At 61.7% G+C, this 16,144-nt stretch carries 14 protein-coding genes; all 14 read left to right on the top strand.

Annotated elements, in window-relative coordinates:
- The first annotated feature begins 173 nt into the window (after nt 1-173).
- Nucleotides 174-1,928 (top strand): phage tail sheath family protein, encoded by a 1,755-nt coding sequence (locus B5526_RS04480; RefSeq protein WP_079537115.1) that lies wholly within the window; start codon nt 174-176, stop codon nt 1,926-1,928.
- Nucleotides 1,929-1,944: 16 nt separating this feature from the next.
- Nucleotides 1,945-2,472 (top strand): phage tail protein, encoded by a 528-nt coding sequence (locus tag B5526_RS04475; protein ID WP_079537114.1) that lies wholly within the window; start codon nt 1,945-1,947, stop codon nt 2,470-2,472.
- 4 nt (nt 2,473-2,476) lie between these two features.
- The gene (locus B5526_RS04470; protein ID WP_079537113.1) at nt 2,477-3,229 is read left to right on the top strand and encodes a hypothetical protein; all 753 of its coding nucleotides are present in this window, start codon (nt 2,477-2,479) and stop codon (nt 3,227-3,229) included.
- A gap of 1,063 nt (nt 3,230-4,292) precedes the next feature.
- Nucleotides 4,293-5,525, top strand: a complete 1,233-nt coding sequence (locus B5526_RS04465) for a DUF4255 domain-containing protein (RefSeq protein ID WP_079537112.1) — start codon at nt 4,293-4,295, stop codon at nt 5,523-5,525.
- Nucleotides 5,522-7,510 (top strand): ATP-binding protein, encoded by a 1,989-nt coding sequence (locus B5526_RS04460; RefSeq protein WP_079537111.1) that lies wholly within the window; start codon nt 5,522-5,524, stop codon nt 7,508-7,510. The genes B5526_RS04465 and B5526_RS04460 overlap by 4 nt, the downstream gene beginning before the upstream one ends.
- On the top strand, nt 7,507-7,767 hold the full coding sequence (locus B5526_RS04455) for a hypothetical protein (protein WP_079537110.1): 261 nt from the start codon (nt 7,507-7,509) through the stop codon (nt 7,765-7,767). Before B5526_RS04460 ends, B5526_RS04455 begins: the two co-directional genes overlap by 4 nt.
- Nucleotides 7,764-9,860, top strand: coding sequence for an eCIS core domain-containing protein (locus B5526_RS04450; protein WP_079537109.1), 2,097 nt, complete (start codon nt 7,764-7,766; stop codon nt 9,858-9,860). Before B5526_RS04455 ends, B5526_RS04450 begins: the two co-directional genes overlap by 4 nt.
- Nucleotides 9,861-9,920: 60 nt before the next feature.
- Nucleotides 9,921-10,574, top strand: a complete 654-nt coding sequence (locus tag B5526_RS04445) for a hypothetical protein (protein WP_079537108.1) — start codon at nt 9,921-9,923, stop codon at nt 10,572-10,574.
- A complete protein-coding gene (locus B5526_RS04440; protein ID WP_079537107.1) occupies nt 10,571-10,933 on the top strand; it encodes a hypothetical protein in 363 nt (120 codons plus the stop codon). The genes B5526_RS04445 and B5526_RS04440 overlap by 4 nt, the downstream gene beginning before the upstream one ends.
- Nucleotides 10,926-12,080: a hypothetical protein gene (locus tag B5526_RS04435; protein ID WP_079537106.1), complete on the top strand. Its 1,155-nt coding sequence runs from the start codon at nt 10,926-10,928 to the stop codon at nt 12,078-12,080. Before B5526_RS04440 ends, B5526_RS04435 begins: the two co-directional genes overlap by 8 nt.
- Nucleotides 12,077-12,622 carry a phage baseplate assembly protein V gene (locus tag B5526_RS04430; RefSeq protein WP_079537105.1) on the top strand — a complete coding sequence of 182 codons (546 nt, stop codon included), beginning with the start codon at nt 12,077-12,079 and terminating at the stop codon, nt 12,620-12,622. Before B5526_RS04435 ends, B5526_RS04430 begins: the two co-directional genes overlap by 4 nt.
- A 13-nt stretch (nt 12,623-12,635) precedes the next feature.
- Nucleotides 12,636-12,959, top strand: a complete 324-nt coding sequence (locus tag B5526_RS04425) for a hypothetical protein (RefSeq protein WP_079537104.1) — start codon at nt 12,636-12,638, stop codon at nt 12,957-12,959.
- Between the two features lie 4 nt (nt 12,960-12,963).
- On the top strand, nt 12,964-13,320 hold the full coding sequence (locus B5526_RS04420; protein WP_079537103.1) for a GPW/gp25 family protein: 357 nt from the start codon (nt 12,964-12,966) through the stop codon (nt 13,318-13,320).
- A 3-nt stretch (nt 13,321-13,323) separates the two neighbouring features.
- On the top strand, nt 13,324-16,104 hold the full coding sequence (locus B5526_RS04415) for a putative baseplate assembly protein (protein WP_079537102.1): 2,781 nt from the start codon (nt 13,324-13,326) through the stop codon (nt 16,102-16,104).
- Nucleotides 16,105-16,144 lie beyond the last annotated feature (40 nt).

Here is a 16,144-nt window from a genome sequence, read left to right as displayed (position 1 = left end):
GCTTTGATCAATGAATAATGACGGCGGCGTTCCATTCGACGGGACGTCGGTAACAACGCGAGAGAAGCATTTCACAACGCTGACGCGAGGCCATCGAGCCGGGCGTTCGCTTTGACCTTCGGGCTCTATCGATCGTTCGCTGCCAACAGATATTGCAAGAGGAGAAAACCTCGATGGCTGTGCTGACCTATCCTGGCGTTTACGTCGAAGAGATTCCAAGCGGCGTCCGTACCATCGCTGGCGTCGCGACATCGATCACGGCGTTTCTCGGGCGCGCGATCTCCGGTCCGATCAATACGCCGGTCACGATCAATAGCTTTGCGGATTTTGAGCGGCAGTTCGGCGGTCTCGGGATCGACCGGCCAATGAGCTATGCCGTCGCGGATTTTTTCCGCAACGGCGGAGGCCAGGCGATCATCGTGCGTCTTTTCAAGGCGCCAGCCTCCGGCACCGGAATTGGGCAGGTGACCGCCGACAGCTTGACGCTCAATGCCGCTAGTCCAGGAAGCTGGTTTAGCGGGCTCGCGGCCGCCATCGATACCAACAACATTACGGACGGGATCGCTGGCCGATATGGCTTGAAGGCAGCCGATCTCTTCAATCTGACGGTGACCCTCACGGCTAATGGACAGACCGTCAGCCGGGAGCGATTTATCAATCTGTCGGTGAAGCAAGACAAGGACGTACCCGTTGCGGCTGGCAGGGCGCAGCGGGTCGACCGCGTGCTTCTGCAATCCTCTCAACTTGTTCGCGTTCCGTTGAACGCGGATGGAACGCCCAATTTGCCGACAAAGACCCCGCAGCCGCCGCCGGCTCCGACGGCCACGGCTCCCGCCGCCGGCGGCACGGCCTCGACTGGAGGAGCGGCAGGAGGCGGTAGTGGAACTGCGAGTGGCACAGCCGCGCCGGCGGGCACCGGCGGAGCAGCGAGTGCCGCAGCCGGTGGTGCCGGCGGTGGCGGTGGCGCCGGCAGCCCTCCCGCGAACAGCGGAGGCGACGACGGTCAACCACTCGGCGATGCTGACTTTGAAGGAGACATGGCGAACAAGACCGGGCTCTATGCGCTTGATACAGCCGACCTCTTTAACCTGCTGTGCATTCCTCCGGATACGCGGGGAGGCGACATCAGTTCGACTGTCTTGCAGGCCGCAATGGGCTATTGTCAGGCGCGGCGCGCGATGCTGATTGTCGATCCGCCGGCTGCGTGGAGCGCCAATCCCGTTACGGCCGCCAACACCGCGAAGAACGGGCTGGGCAGTCTCAATCTTACCGGCGCCAAGGCACGAAACGCCGCGCTGTACTTCCCCCGCGTGATCGCATCCGATCTGCTGACGGGTCAGTTCGACACCTTCGTTCCCTGCGGTTTCATCGCCGGCGCCATGTCGGCGACCGACGCCCAACGCGGTGTCTGGAAGGCGCCAGCCGGCCTCGATGCCAGCCTGACCGGCATCAGCGGGCTCGCGGTCAACCTGACCAACGATGAGAACGGGTCGCTCAATCAGCTCGGCATCAACTGTCTGCGAAACTTTCCAGTTTACGGCAACGTGGTCTGGGGCGCGCGCACATTGACTGGCGCCGACCAGATGGCGGACGAGTACAAATACATCCCGGTGCGCCGGCTCGCGCTTTACATCGAGGAAAGCCTGTTTCGCGGCACCCAGTGGGTCGTGTTCGAACCGAACGACGAGCCGCTATGGGCGCAGATCAGGCTCAATGTCGGCGCGTTCATGCACAATCTGTTCGTGAAGGGAGCTTTCCAGGGTCAGACGCCCGCGGCCGCGTATTTCGTCAAATGCGACAAGGAAACCACCACGCAGAACGATATCGATCTCGGGATCGTCAACATTCGCGTCGGGTTTGCGCCGCTGAAGCCGGCCGAGTTTGTCGTGCTTCAGATTCAGCAGATCGCCGGCAACGTCCTGACCTGACAGAGGGAAATAACTTATGGCCGAGTTCAGTGTGAACGCAACGCGCTTCGACCCCTACAAGAACTTCAAGTTCAGGGTCAAATGGGACGGCAAGTACGTCGCCGGCATCAGCAAGGTCGGCGGATTGAAGCGGACCACCGAAGTGGTCAAGCATCGCGAAGGCGGCGATCCCTCCAGCAGCCGCAAATCTCCCGGCCGCACCGAATATGAGGCGATCACCCTCGAGCGCGGCGTGACCCACGATACCGAATTTGAAAAATGGGCAAACAAGATCTGGCACTACGGCGCAGCTCTCGGCAGCGAGACGTCGCTGAAGGATTTCCGCAAGGACCTTCTGCTGGAGGTCTACAACGAGGCCGGCCAGCTTGCCATCACCTACAAGATCTATCGCTGCTGGGTGTCGGAATATCAGTCGTTGCCCGATCTCGACGCCAACGCCAATGCGGTGGCCATCCAGCATATCAAACTGGAGAACGAGGGCTGGGAACGGGACACCGACGTCGTCGAGCCGACCGAGCCGACGTTCACGGTGCCGGCGGCGTGATGCGATGCAAGTCCCCTCGACACAGGACCTGCTCGCGGCATGGGAGCACGGGCGGGCGGCGCCGCGGCCGACCGGCCGCGCCTTGGCGCTATTGTCCGCGGCTTGCGTCGACATGCGGCCGGACCAGATCGCGCGGCTGACGATCGGGGCGCGCGATCATTTGCTGCTGACGTTGCGCCGGAAAATGTTCGGGGCGCGGCTCGCGGCCGTGACGCGCTGTCCGGCCTGCCAGGCCAACCTTGAGATGGAATTCGACGCCGACGACATCGTCGTTGCGCCAACGGGCGGGACGGAACAGCAAGAGCGCGCTAAGGGGCTGTCGCTGCGCCTCGACGGATACGACATTGCATTTCGCCTTCCAAACAGTCTCGACCTGCTTGCGCTGCCTGGAGGCGGCTCGGTCGACGAGAGCAAGCGCCATCTCATCGAACGCGTGCTGCAGCGAGCGCTGCACGGCGATCGGGAAATTTCAGCCGCCGAGTTGCCGCGAGCGCTGATAGACGCGCTCGACCAGCAGATGTCGCGTGCCGATCCGCAAGGCGAGGTTCGGCTCAATCTCAATTGCGCCGAATGCGAAGCGAACTGGCGGGCCCCGTTCGATATCGTCTCCTATTTCTGGAGTGAAATCGACGCCTGGGCGATCGGTGTTCTGCGCGATGTGCATCGTCTCGCGCGAGCCTATGGATGGCCGGAAGGCGACATCCTGGCGCTCAGTCCGATGCGGCGCCAATGTTATCTGGACATGTTGGACGCATGAGTGAGTACCTGGCAAGTCTCGTAACGCGGGCGCTGGCGCCGGAGCTTTCCGTCAGACCCCGCCTGTCTTCGGTGTTCGACCCTCCGACCCGTGCGCCGGGTTGGGAAATGTCCGCGCCGGCTCCGCTGGACGAGAGCGTCGAGGTCGAATTTGAAGGCTTCACCCCCCGGCGCGCCGCGGCTGCGCTTGCCCCGGATCGACGGCCGCAATCTCCGGCGACGTTCGATGCCACCGCGACCGACCCGGACGACAATGACGGACCTGCGCTTATTCCACGTCACCCGGCGGCAACGAGCGCTGCGCGTGCTGCGAAGGATACAGTCTCCGAAGACGGCGAGACCCACCCGATGTCTTCGCATGAAAATGGCGCGCAAAGTGAGCCAACGGTTTTAGCGGAACAGCCGGGCCCGAGTCGAAAACGACCAGGTCGAGAAAGTCCGTTCAAGACCGGCGGGAATGAAAGTGCGGCGTTACCGGGCCGAAGCAACGACAAGCCCAATGAAACCGGTATTGAATCCCGCGCGGCACCCGGACAGACCGACGGCGCCGCATCGCAGCAGCTGCGAACGGCATTGCACCGACCCGATTTGCGACGTCCATTCGGTCAGGACGCTCCGACCGCGCGTTTGGAGGCGACAGCTGCCGAGTTCGCTTTGCCGCGCGAGCGGTCGAAGCCCGATCCCGGGCGGGTGGGACCAATAGAGCCCGAGTTGGCGCGGCAGATTCGGCAGCGCGAGAGATCGCTGCCATCTGAAACCGAGGATGGATCGGCGATCGGCCGGCTATCTGTTCTCGCCACCAAGCCCCGGCCCGCGGATGCGCAAAGGTCCACATCCGAAGCGACGCACGCAACCCTCGCTACGCCCTCAAGACGGGAACGAGAGCAGCGCGAGCCGTGGGATCAGCGCGTCTCACAGGCCTCGCCTTCGACCATTGAGGTAACGATCGGGAGGATCGAGGTCCGTGCCACGAGTGTGGCCGAGCCGCGCCAAAAACCCCGGCCTTCGTCAGGGGCCACCAGTCTGGAAGACTATTTACGTCAGCGTTCGGGGCGGAGCGGCTCATGAGCAACGGTACAGCGATCGCCGCCGTCACGGCGACATTGCACAATCTGCTCATCAGCGGACTGCACACCGATATCGATCTGCAAGATGCGACGGTGACGATGCTGCCGCTCGACCGCGCCAGGGACAACAGCAACAACGCCAATCAACTCAATATCTTTCTCTATCATGTTCTGCCGAGCGGTTCCTGGCGCAACATGGGCATTCCGGGCTTGACGCGATCCGGCGTCGGCGCTGCCCCGGTTCTCGGGCTCAATCTCTATTACCTCATCACGGCGTTTGGCCAGGAAAACGATGCGAAGCGGCCTTTTAGTCACCATTTGATGGGCCAGGCGATGAGCACGCTGCACGATCATCCGCTGCTGGGTGCCGATGAAATCAAGGCGGCGTATCCCAAAAACGACCTTTGGGCGCAGATCGAGCGTGTGCGTCTCACCCTGCAACCATTCTCGATGGAAGAGATCGCCAAGCTGTGGACTGGCTTCCAGACCCAATACCGGCTTTCGGTCGCCTATGAAGCCGCCGTGGTGCTGATTGAAAGCACGCGCGCAACTCCCGTGCCGCTTCCGGTCTTGACGCGCGGGCCGGCGGACAGTGGGGTTATCGCCCAGGCGAGCCTCGTTCCGCCGTTCCCGACGATCGACCAGGTGACCCCGCCGAACAATCAGCCGAGCGCGGGCCTCGGCGACTTGCTGGTGTTCACCGGCAAAAATCTCGCGGGCACGCAGGTCGCCCTTCAATTCGCCACGGCGCGTCTCGCCGTTCCGATCACGCTGCCGGTCGACGCCGGAGCCACCGACACCCAGATGACCGTCAAAGTCCCGAACGATCCGGCGAACTGGCCGGCGGGAATGTACACAGTTGCGGCCGTGGTCAGCGGCAATGGCGGGCCCGATCGCACCAGCAACGAAATGCCGCTGGCGATCGCGCCGCGGATCACCAGCGCCTTGCCGATGACGGCAAGCCGCACGACGGACGGCAACGCGCAGCTGAATCTGACCTGCTCGCCGGAGGTGCGTCCCGAACAACGTGTCGCCTTGCTGCTCGGCAGCCGCGAAATTCTGGCCGAGAGTTTTAGCGCGCAGACCGGCGACTTGACCTTTATCGTCGCAGTCGCCGTGCCCGGGGATTTCTGGATCCGGCTGCGGGTCGACGGCGTCGACAGCCAATTGGTCAATTATGCGACGACGCCACCGACGTTCGATGCGACACAGAAGGTCACCATTCAATGATCGACAGCGCCGCATGGGAAGCAGCGAATGCACGCCATTTGTGGGCCGCGCTGAGCTGGCTGAAATTGTGCCTGGAACAGGGCGTAGGCGAGAAACGACCGCACGCCAAACTTGCGGCCGCAGCGGACGCGGTCGCAAAGGCTGAAGCAAATGCAAGCGTGCCGCCGGCGCTGACACTGCTCGCGCAAACGCTGGGCCTGTCGCATTTCGAGCGCAACCTCTTGCTAATGTGCGCGGCCGCCGAATTCGATACCGGATTTTCGGCGCTGTTTGCGAGTGCGCAGGGCGACCCCACCCGTATCTATCCGACGTTCGCACTTGCGCTGTCCATTTTCGACGACGCGGCCTGGGATGCGCTCTCACCGGAGCGGCCGCTGCGTTACTGGAAACTGATCGAGATCAATCAGCCGGGAGCGCAGGCACTGACGATAAGCGCGTTGCGCGCCGACGAGCGCATCGTCAACTATCTCAAGGGTCTGAACTACCTCGACGACCGGCTGGCTCCATACCTAACAAGCACTGTACCTCCCGAATTTTCCGAGGCAATGCCGGCTTCGCAGCGAAAGCTGCAAAACAGCGTCGCCTCGCAATGGCGGAATCTGCGCGCCGATGCGCAGGTTCCGATTGTCCAGTTGCTCGGCGCTGATTCCGCCGGAAAACAATCGATCGCGGCGTCTGCGGCCAGCGACGTGCAGCGGCGGCTCTATCGTCTGTCGCCGGATTCGCTGCCCACTCAGCCGGCCGATCTGGAGGTCCTGGCGCGTATTTGGCAGCGCGAAAGCATGCTGCTGCCGATTGCGCTTTACGTGGATGCGCAGGACATCGACGGATCCGAATCCCACGCCGCAACGGCGCGGCGCTTTCTGGCGCGGTGCAACGGCTTCATCGCGCTCGCGGTCCGCGAGGCCTGGCCGCGCCTGCCGCGGGAGTCGCACATCGTCGACGTCGTCAGGCCGACGACGGAGGAGCAGCAGCAGGCCTGGAAAAAATTGGTTGGGGCGGACGCCGATAGCCCCGCCTTGCTGGCGAGCCAGTTCGATCTCAACATTGTCGATATTCATCAGATCGCCGAGGCCGTGAAATCGGAACGCGAGACGACCGGAGCGCCGCTTGCTGCGCGATTGTGGGACTCCTGCAGCGCGCGGGTGCGGCCGATGCTCGACGCGCTGGCACATCGCATCGAGCCGAAGGCGTCGTTCGACGATATCGTGCTGCCGGCCGAACAGACCGACCAGCTCCGCCAGATAGCCGCGCAGGTCAGGCAACGCGGCAAGGTCTACGGCGAATGGGGGTTTGGCCAGAGGGTCAATCGCGGGCTTGGCATCAGCGCGCTGTTCTCCGGCGAGAGCGGCACCGGCAAGACCATGGCGGCGGAAGTGATCGCCAAGGCGTTGCGGCTGAATCTTTACCGCATCGATCTCTCCGCCGTGGTTTCGAAATATATCGGCGAGACCGAGAAGAACCTGCGCCGGCTGTTCGATGCTGCCGAGGACGGCGGCGCCATCCTGTTCTTCGACGAGGCGGATGCTCTGTTCGGCAAGCGCAGCGATGTCAAGGACAGCCATGATCGCTGCGCCAACATCGAGATCAATTATTTGCTGCAGCGGATGGAGGCCTATCGGGGCCTCGCGATCCTCGCCACCAATTTGCGCAGCTCGCTCGATGTCGCATTCACGCGCCGGCTGCGCTTCATCGTCAACTTCCCGTTTCCCGGCATCGCCGAGCGGCGCCGCATGTGGCAGCTCGCGTTTCCCGCGCAAACCCCGCTTCGCGGGCTCGACTATCATCGCCTGGCGCGGCTCACCCTCACTGGCGGCAGCATTCATAACGCAGCCCTCAATGCGGCCTTCCTGAGCGCCGACGCCGGCTCAGTGGTCACCATGTCATTCGCGCTTGCCGCGGCGAAGGCCGAGTTCGTGAAACTCGATCGTCCGGTCAACGAGACCGACTTCCACTGGCTGGAACAAACCGGAGTGGTGGCATGAACATCCGCCTGCATATCGAACGACTGGTTCTCGACGGCTTGCCGGTAACGAGCGCGCAGGGGCCGCGGGTCAAGGCGGCGATCGAGGCCGAACTTGGCCGGCTGCTCTCCGAGGGGGGTATCAGCCACGAGCTTGCCGCAGGCGCCGTGCTGCCGAGTGTAAGCGCGCCGAGTGTGCATGCACCGCGCGGCGTCGCTCCGGCGCAGCTCGGGAAACAGATCGCGCAATCGGTTTTCGCGGGAGTTGGAAAGCGATGAGCGAGCGTGCGCTGGCGACGGCACGAAAGCAAAGCACGGTCCTGGCCGCGCCGGGCGGCGCGATCCTGCTGCGCAAATGCGCCTGTGGCAATCATACGATGGCGGGTGCAACGTGCGAGGAATGCAAAAAGACAAAAACGAGGTTTCAACCCAAGCTGACCATAGGAGCGAGCAACGGTCCATTGGAATTGGAAGCAGACCGGATCGCGGATCAGGTGATGGCTGGGATGTCACCCGGTCCGACCGGTTCCGTGTCCGCGGGCATCCAGCGCTCTGCGGCGTATCCCAACCGCGACAGCGATTTTGCGCCTCCCAGTGTGGATTCCGTATTGGCCGGTTCGGGCATGGCGCTGCAACCGGAATTACGAGAGAAGATGGAACGAAGGTTCGCCTACGACTTTTCGCACGTGCGCGTGCACACTGGGCCCGCGGCCGAACAGTCGGCGGGAGAGGTCCGGGCTGATGCCTACACTGTCGGAAATAACATCGTGTTCGGCAACGGCCGCTTCGCGCCGCACTCCGACGCCGGCCGGCGATTGCTGGCACATGAGCTTGTGCACGTTGTTCAGCAGAGCTCGGGTGACGGACTTGTTGCCGAGAAAAGTGACAAATCTCCCAATCTGCCAACAACCCATGCCCAGGTTACCAACCAAGTGTCCGAAACCAACGAAACATCGACGCGTGGTGACGTCTCGCGGATACCGGACCTGCAGCTTCAGCGGCAAGCCTCAGATGATTTAGACGCCGGCGCACCAAGCTCAACGGAGAAGCAAAAGAAATGCATCAAGGATTCGGGTGGTTGCCCGGGCGGTGACCGGAGTGGGATTCCCACTTGCGACGAAATACTTGCGCTTAATCAGCAGTGCAGGCGTGACACCGGATACGAAGGTCCCGACGTTACCGCGGATTGCCCGTCGGGGTTTGTGCCTGATTGCAACAAGTCACCAGATGGCAAGCTTGCGCCGAAGCAGCCGGAGTCTTCGCCGAAAAATCAGGAAGCCACCCCCTGTAGCGCTCCCTTTACCCCGGCAACTACCTTCCAACAACTTATAGACTTGGTGCGTGCCGCTGAAGTGCGCCTTTCGAAGGCTGGGATTTCCTCTGCAAAAGACCAGATACATGCGCTGCGCGGCATCTATTACGGCACAACGTGGAGCCTTGACTATGCCGGAACGCCTACCGGCAAGGGTGAACAAAGCGTAACGCGTAACGAAGGCTTCCAGCGCTTTACAAGGCCTTCTTTGAAGCCTGAAGACAGTATCCCGCGTGATGTACGGCCGCTCCTTGATTGTGGACTGTCTGACGCACTGAAAATGAGTCAAGATGTTATAGAACCTACTCGGCATGTTGATTTTGGTCATTTGCTGATCGCGTTAGATGCTCGCTACGATCCCCAATTAGCGAGCCGCATATCGTACCCCTACGTCGTAACGGATGTTGACATGGGCGGTACGGGAACAGAGCTGGTTACTTGGCTCGGCGATTTAGGCGGAGGCGCCGCGAAGGTCGCAATCTTGCGAGCAAGCGCTCCTTCGACGAATATCAAAGAAGCCTTTGCAGCCCCATCCGACTATGGCGGCACCGTCAATCTGGAAGGCGATGTGGCGGGCTTTGTTGTGGCAACAAGCAGCAAGGATTCGGTTACTGCGCCGGCCATTCCGAGTGACAAAGGATTGTCTGACGCTTTGCAGGAGTACCTCTCGCCTGCGGCGCCGGGCTCGGCTTGGAAGGGGCGCGCTGCCACGTTCCTTTCAATGTACGGTGGAAAGTTGGATCCGGGGTCGAGCACGCTCACGAATCGAGATGAATTGGTGTCCAACTTGGCGCCTAAAATTCAAGTATTCGCGTGCAACTATCTCGCCTCACGGGTCAAGGATAAACACGTGACATTTTCAGTTGCAAAGAGCGCTGCGGATCATGTGATCCCCACTTCGCTGGAAATCGCCGGAACATTTCTCGACGCTCTTACGGATGCAGCGAAGTCGGGTGGCAATATTGAAGCAAAACGCTTTCCCGCGCCTCAAAGCAAGGCATCCGGCGCATGCCGCTTGCAAATCGCAGCAGGAGGCCTTCTCGGTGGAATAGGGCTGTAACTCCGAGAGGGCAGTTGAAGCATGTACGTGTGAAGACATTCAGACAGATATTGGACACATATGACCTCCTTCCCCGGCTCACCGAAACTGCTCAAGGGTGGCATCGTGTTGCTCGATCCGGACAGCGGCGTGCCGGTGCAGATCGTGGTGCTGCAATATAATCCGGACACGCTGAGCCGCACCTTGCAGGTCCAGGGCATTGGGCCGGAGCCGGGCGACCGGCTGGAAGCGCTGCGGTTGAAATCACCGCCGCTCGAAACCATCAAGCTCGAGGCCGAGATCGATGCCACCGACCAGATGGAGCTTAACGACGCTACCGTTGCGCAGCTCGGAATCTATCCGCAGCTCGCCGCCCTTGAAGTGATGGTCTATCCGACCAGCGCGCAGCTTCGCGACAATAACAGCCAGTCGAACAGCGGCGTGCTCGAGATCGCGCCGATGGAAGCGCCGCTGTCGCTGTTCGTCTGGAGCCAGGTGCGCGTGCTTCCGATGCGGCTGACCGAATTCAGCATCACCGAGGAAGCCTTCGATCCCAACCTCAATCCGATCCGCGCCAAGGTCAGCCTCGGCATGCGGGTGCTCACGGTCAACGACCTCGGCTTTGCCCATAAGGGAGGAAACCTGTTCATGGCCTATCTGCAGCAGAAGGAGCAGCTCGCGCGCACTGGCGCGCAAGGCTCGCTCGCCGCGCTTGGCTTGAGGGGAATCCCATGAACGCCGCAGCACAGGCCGCGACGTCGCCGACGAGTGCACAGGCGACGTTGTTTGCGCCGACCAGTCGCTATTTTGGACTGGCTACCGCAACACTCAACACGGCGGACGGCAAAACCGTTATCTACCTGACGCGCCGTTTCCTGCCGTCAGCCGGTCAGTTCGCGCTGCTCCAATTGCACACAGTGATCCAGGGCGAGCGGCCGGACAACATCGCCGCGCAATTTCTCGGCGATGCGGAAGCATTCTGGCGGCTGTGCGACGCCAACAACGTCATGCGTCCGCAAGAATTGACCGAGACCATCGGACGGCAACTTCGCATTACCCTGCCACAAGGCGTACCGGCACAAACCTATGCTTAGAGGATTTTACCTCACGCTTTTGATCGGCCCGACGGTGCCCGTTCCGGCGCCGCAACCGGTCATCGATGCGTTGACCGGGGTTCAGGTGACGACGAGTGCCGGCCAGGCGAGCGGCTTCCAGCTGACATTTGCGATGAGCAAGAAGTCGCCGCTCAACACCCAGATGCTGCCAGTCGGCGTATTCGATCCCGGCATTCGCGTCATCCTGATGGTGACGACCAACAGCCTGCCGACGGTGCTGATGGACGGCATCATCACCCAGCACACGGTCACGCCGAGCAACGAGCCTGGGCAGTCCACGCTCTCGGTGACGGGACAGGACATCAGCGTGATGATGGAGCTCGGCAATGGCGGTGTGCTGGGGGCGCTGCTGGAATTGCCGATGCCGTTTCCAAGCTTGCCGATCGCAGCGATCATCGAAGTCCTGCTGCTCAAATACGTGACCTTCGGATTGATTCCGGCCGTCGTGCCTCCGCTGCAGGTCGACGTTCCCGTCATCACCGAACGCTGGTTCAGCCGAACACCTGCCGACAGCGATCTCGCCTGGATCAACCAGGCGGCCGCAGACGTGGGATATGTCTTCTATATCGATCCGGGTCCGGTGCCCGGCACAAACGTCGCGTATTTTGGACCCGAGATCAGGATCGGCGTTCCGCAGCCGGCCCTAAACGTCGACATGGATGCCGAGACCAATGTCGAAACGCTCAACTTCACCTATGACGGCATGGCGCGCAAGCAACTGACGATTACGATTCTCGATCCGATTACCCAGAAGATTCCGATCACCATTCCGATCCCGGACGTCAGCCTGCTGCGTCCACCGCTCGCCGTCAGGCCGGCGGTCGGCATGCGCTCGGCTCCGCTCGAGGACGTGGCAAACCTCGATCCGATCCGCGTCGCTTTGCTCGGTCTCGCCAAATCGTCCAAGCCCGATGCCATCACCGGCTCCGGAACGCTGGATGTGTTGCGGTATGGACGCCCGCTCAAGGCGCGGCAGCTGGTCGGCGTCAGAGGGGCCGGGACCTCCTATGACGGCCTCTATTACGTGACCAGCGTTACCCACAACATCAAGCGGGGAGAATACAAACAGAATTTTTCCCTGGCGCGGGAGGGTCTGATTTCGCTGACCTCGAGGGTGATCCCGTGACCGGCAAGGCAAACAAAAAGCAATTTTACGGGAAATATCGCGGTACGGTCTTCAACAACCTCGATCCCGAACTCAAGGGTCGCATCCAGGCCATCGTGCCGGACGTTTTGGGGGTAGTCCCAACGACATGGGCAACACCATGCGTTCCTATTTCAGGAAATCCCGGATTGCAGAGCGGCATCTTCGTGATCCCGCCACTCGAAGCCAGTGTCTGGATGGAATTCGAGCACGGCGATCCCGATTATCCGATCTGGGCCGGCTGCTTCTGGGGATCGCCGGCGGAGGTGCCGATTCCGGCTTTGATGGGCGATCCTGCCATGCCCAACATCGTTCTGCAGACCGTCGGCCAGAACACCATTTTGATGAGCGGCGACCCGGTCACCGGAATCATCCTGTCCTGCGGCCTGCCGGTGCAAACGATGCCGAGTATCACGATCTCACAAACCGGCATCATCATCAGCGACGGCAAGGGAGGAATGATCACCGTCACCGGGGGAACGGTCAACGTCAATCTGGGGGCTCTTGTCGTAACCCCAGCGTAAAGGGAGATGTGTCGTGCCGGGATTCTTGCTTCATCTTAACGCGACGGTGAACTGCAGCCATGGCGGGATTGCGACGCCGATGGTGACTGTTCCGAACGTCGCGGTGATGGGCCAGCCGATTACGATCATGCCCGTCCCGTATGGCGTGGTCGGCTGCACGCTGCCGCCACCGATCGCGGCAAACGGACCCTGCTTGACGGCAATGTGGCTAACCGCGGCAACGCGCGTTCTGTCGTACGGCAGTCCGGTGCTGTTGCAGGACAGTCAGGCGTTGTGCGCGCCGAGCGGGACGCCGCTGCTGATAACGGTAACGCAAACCTGCGTGTTCGGGATGTGATGACATGAACATCAATTTCCCGCTTCGCTTCGACACCCGTGGGCGCACCGCGTCGGCCGACGATGACACGCACATACGCGAGATGATCGAGCAGCTGTTATTCACCAATCCGGGCGAGCGGGTGAACCGTCCCGACTTCGGCAGCGGATTGCTGCAGATGCTGTTTGCTCCGAACAGTCCCGAGATTGCCGCCGCGCTGCAGTTCACCTTGCGGGCAGCGATCCAGCGCTGGCTCGGAGATCTGGTCGAGCTGCAGAACCTGCAGGTCACCGCTGTGGATTCGACGCTTACCATCGACCTTCAATACGTCAGGCGCCAGACCGGCAAGACCCAGACCGTGCAAATCACAGGAACAGTGTAGATCATGACATCGGCTCCGTCGGAAATCTCTCGAGACCCGCAAAGGCGCCGCAAGCTCCGTGCCAGCAACCTGTACGGAATAGACTGTATCGAAGTAAGCGATGACCGGTTGACGCTGACCGTGTTTTTCATTGGCAAGGTGCCGAACGCAATCTCGACCCGCAATATCAGGATTACCGGTGGCGCTCATATCCACGACATCAGGGTGGTAAGCGTTCAACTCCGCGATCTCGACTATTCCGAGAACGACAATTGCCTGGAGGTGGCGATTGACCGACCGGGTGACCTCGCGACATACACGCTATCCCTGGTCGAATTGGATGAGAACGACCAGCCGACCGACCGGCCACTGGCCGGATTCGATCCGCGCCACGCTCAGGCCGACTTCAGTTTCAACATCGGTAGCGCGGTTGAGTTCGATTGCAAACCAACAGGCCGCTACTCCCCGCCCGAGTTGCCGGCGCCGGAAATCAATTACCTGGCGAAGGACTATGAATCCTTCCGGCAACTGATTCTGGATCGGCTCGCCGTGACGATGCCGGATTGGCAGGAACGGCATGTCCCGGACATCGGCATCGCGCTGGTCGAGATCCTGGCCTATGCCGGTGACTACCTCAGCTACTATCAGGACGCGGTTGCGACCGAAGCCTATCTCAATACGGCGCGGCAGCGGATTTCGGTGCGCCGGCACGTGCGCCTGATCGACTATGCGATGCATGAGGGCTGCAGCGCGCGGGCGTGGATCTTCATCGACTCGAAGGACACGACGTTCGACGATCCAAGCAAAATCCAGTTTCTCGCCGGGAAGACCGCGTCGGATACGGGCTCTGGCCTCGTGGTCGGGGCGGGTGCTCGAGCCGACATATTCCAGCCGATCACGCGCGGGCCGATCCAGCTGTATGAGGCCCACAACAGGATCAGTTTCTACACCTGGGGCGACCGCCGCTGCAGCCTGGAGGCAGGCGCGACATCGGCAACGCTGTTTGACGGCTGGCAGGTGCCTGCGCCAAGCGCGCCGCCCCCGGTGGACCAGCCCGAGGAGAGCCGCCCTCGACGCAAACGCCCGACCAAATCTGCCGCCAGCCGCGCGGCGACCGTGAAGAGTCCGCCGCCTCCCGATGTGCATGACGCCTTGGCATCGAGAGATCGCAAACTGCAGCTTCGGCCCGGTGACATTGTCCTGTTTGAGGAGGTTCTCGGGCCTGTCACCCTTTTGCCGGCGGATGCGGATCCGGCGCGTCGGCACGTGGTGCGGCTCACCGGCGTAGAACCCGACTACGATCCGCTGTTCGACCAGCCCGTGTTGACAATCAAATGGGGAGTGGAGGACGCACTGCCGTTCGAACTGTATCTGCCGGGGGTCGAAAGTGACGCGGACGGCAAGGATATCAGCGTCGCCCGGGGCAACATCATTCTCGCGGATCACGGCGGCTGGAACACGACCGCCCCGAACGACTGGACGCAATGCGAAGTGTTGCCGGACCAGATTCCCGGGAAGAAGTATCGCCCGGTGCTCAAGCAGAGCCCGCTGACTTTCTGCGAGCCGGCAACGAGCACAGGGGCTGCGGCCGGAGCGCTGGTTCAGAATCCACGATCCGCCGCGCCGCAAATCCAGCTATTCAGCATTCCCCCGACGCTCGATGGATCGAAACCGCTGTTTACATTTACCGATCTTCAGGACCCGCTGTCGTTTGCGAACAAATTGTCCAGCTCGGATGATTTCGCCTGGCGCGTCCTTCGCAGCTATCTGCCTTCCAACGGCAAAGACATCATCGGCAAACTGAAAGCTGCCTCAAGCGGTACGAGTGCTGTCACCAAGGTGTTGGTGGATGGATTAGAGCCGCTCTTGCGGAAATGGAGTCCGCAGCGCGATCTCATTTCAAGCGGTCCTGGGGATTTTCATTTTGTCGCCGAAATGGACGACGACGGCCGCGCGCATTTGCGTTTCGGCGACGGTCAGTTGGGGCGGGCGCCGGAAGCGGGAGAGGTATTCGCCGCGATGTATCGTACCGGGATCGGTGGATCGGGGAACGTGGGCGCGGAGACCATCAACCAGATCGTCGTTGCGCCAGGCGCGCCGAACGATGCTGTGCAGAGTGTGCGCAATCCGTTCGCTGCGGTCGGGGGCACCGATCCTGAGCCGATCGACAAAATCAGGCTTGTCGCGCCCAAGGCATTTCAGGGCGAACTGATGCGTGCGGTGAGTGCCGAGGATTATGCTGCGATCGCTGAGCGCGATCCCAGGGTGCAGCGGGCAGCGGCCGAGCTGCGATGGACCGGCGTCCGCTATGAAGCCCATGTGGCCATCGATCCGCTGGGGACCGAGCAAGCAGATCCGGCGCTATTGCGTCGGATCGAGACCGATCTGCTTCGATATCGGCGCATCGGCCACGATGTGATCGTCGTTCCGCCTAACTATGTGCCGCTGGACATTGCGATCATCGTGAAAGTGCGGCAGGGGTACGTCCGTTCTCATGTCGAAGCCGCGCTATTCGATAATTTCAGCAATCGCGCGTTGCCAGGCGGCCGGCGCGGCATGTTTCATCCCGACAATCTGAGCTTCGGCGACAACATCTACGTCAGCAAGCTGATCGCTGCCGCGCAGTCCGTTGCCGGTGTCGAGAGCGCCGCCGTCACCCGGCTGCAACGCCGGTTTGCGGGGCCGGATCGCGAGATTGAAAAGGGCGTCCTGCCAATCGGCCCGCTCGAAGTCGCGAGGCTCGACAACGATCCGGCATATCCGGAGAACGGCAGGCTGGTGCTGACGTTGCGAGGTGGGCAATGACCGCCCCCTGCTCCTCCTGCGCGGCGGAGCAATCCGCGAG

The sequence above is a fragment of the Bradyrhizobium lablabi genome, assembly GCF_900141755.1.
In the GTDB taxonomy this organism is placed as follows: domain Bacteria; phylum Pseudomonadota; class Alphaproteobacteria; order Rhizobiales; family Xanthobacteraceae; genus Bradyrhizobium; species Bradyrhizobium lablabi_A.
Note: the sequence above shows the minus strand (reverse complement) of the source record. Positions and strands in the feature narration are given on the sequence as shown.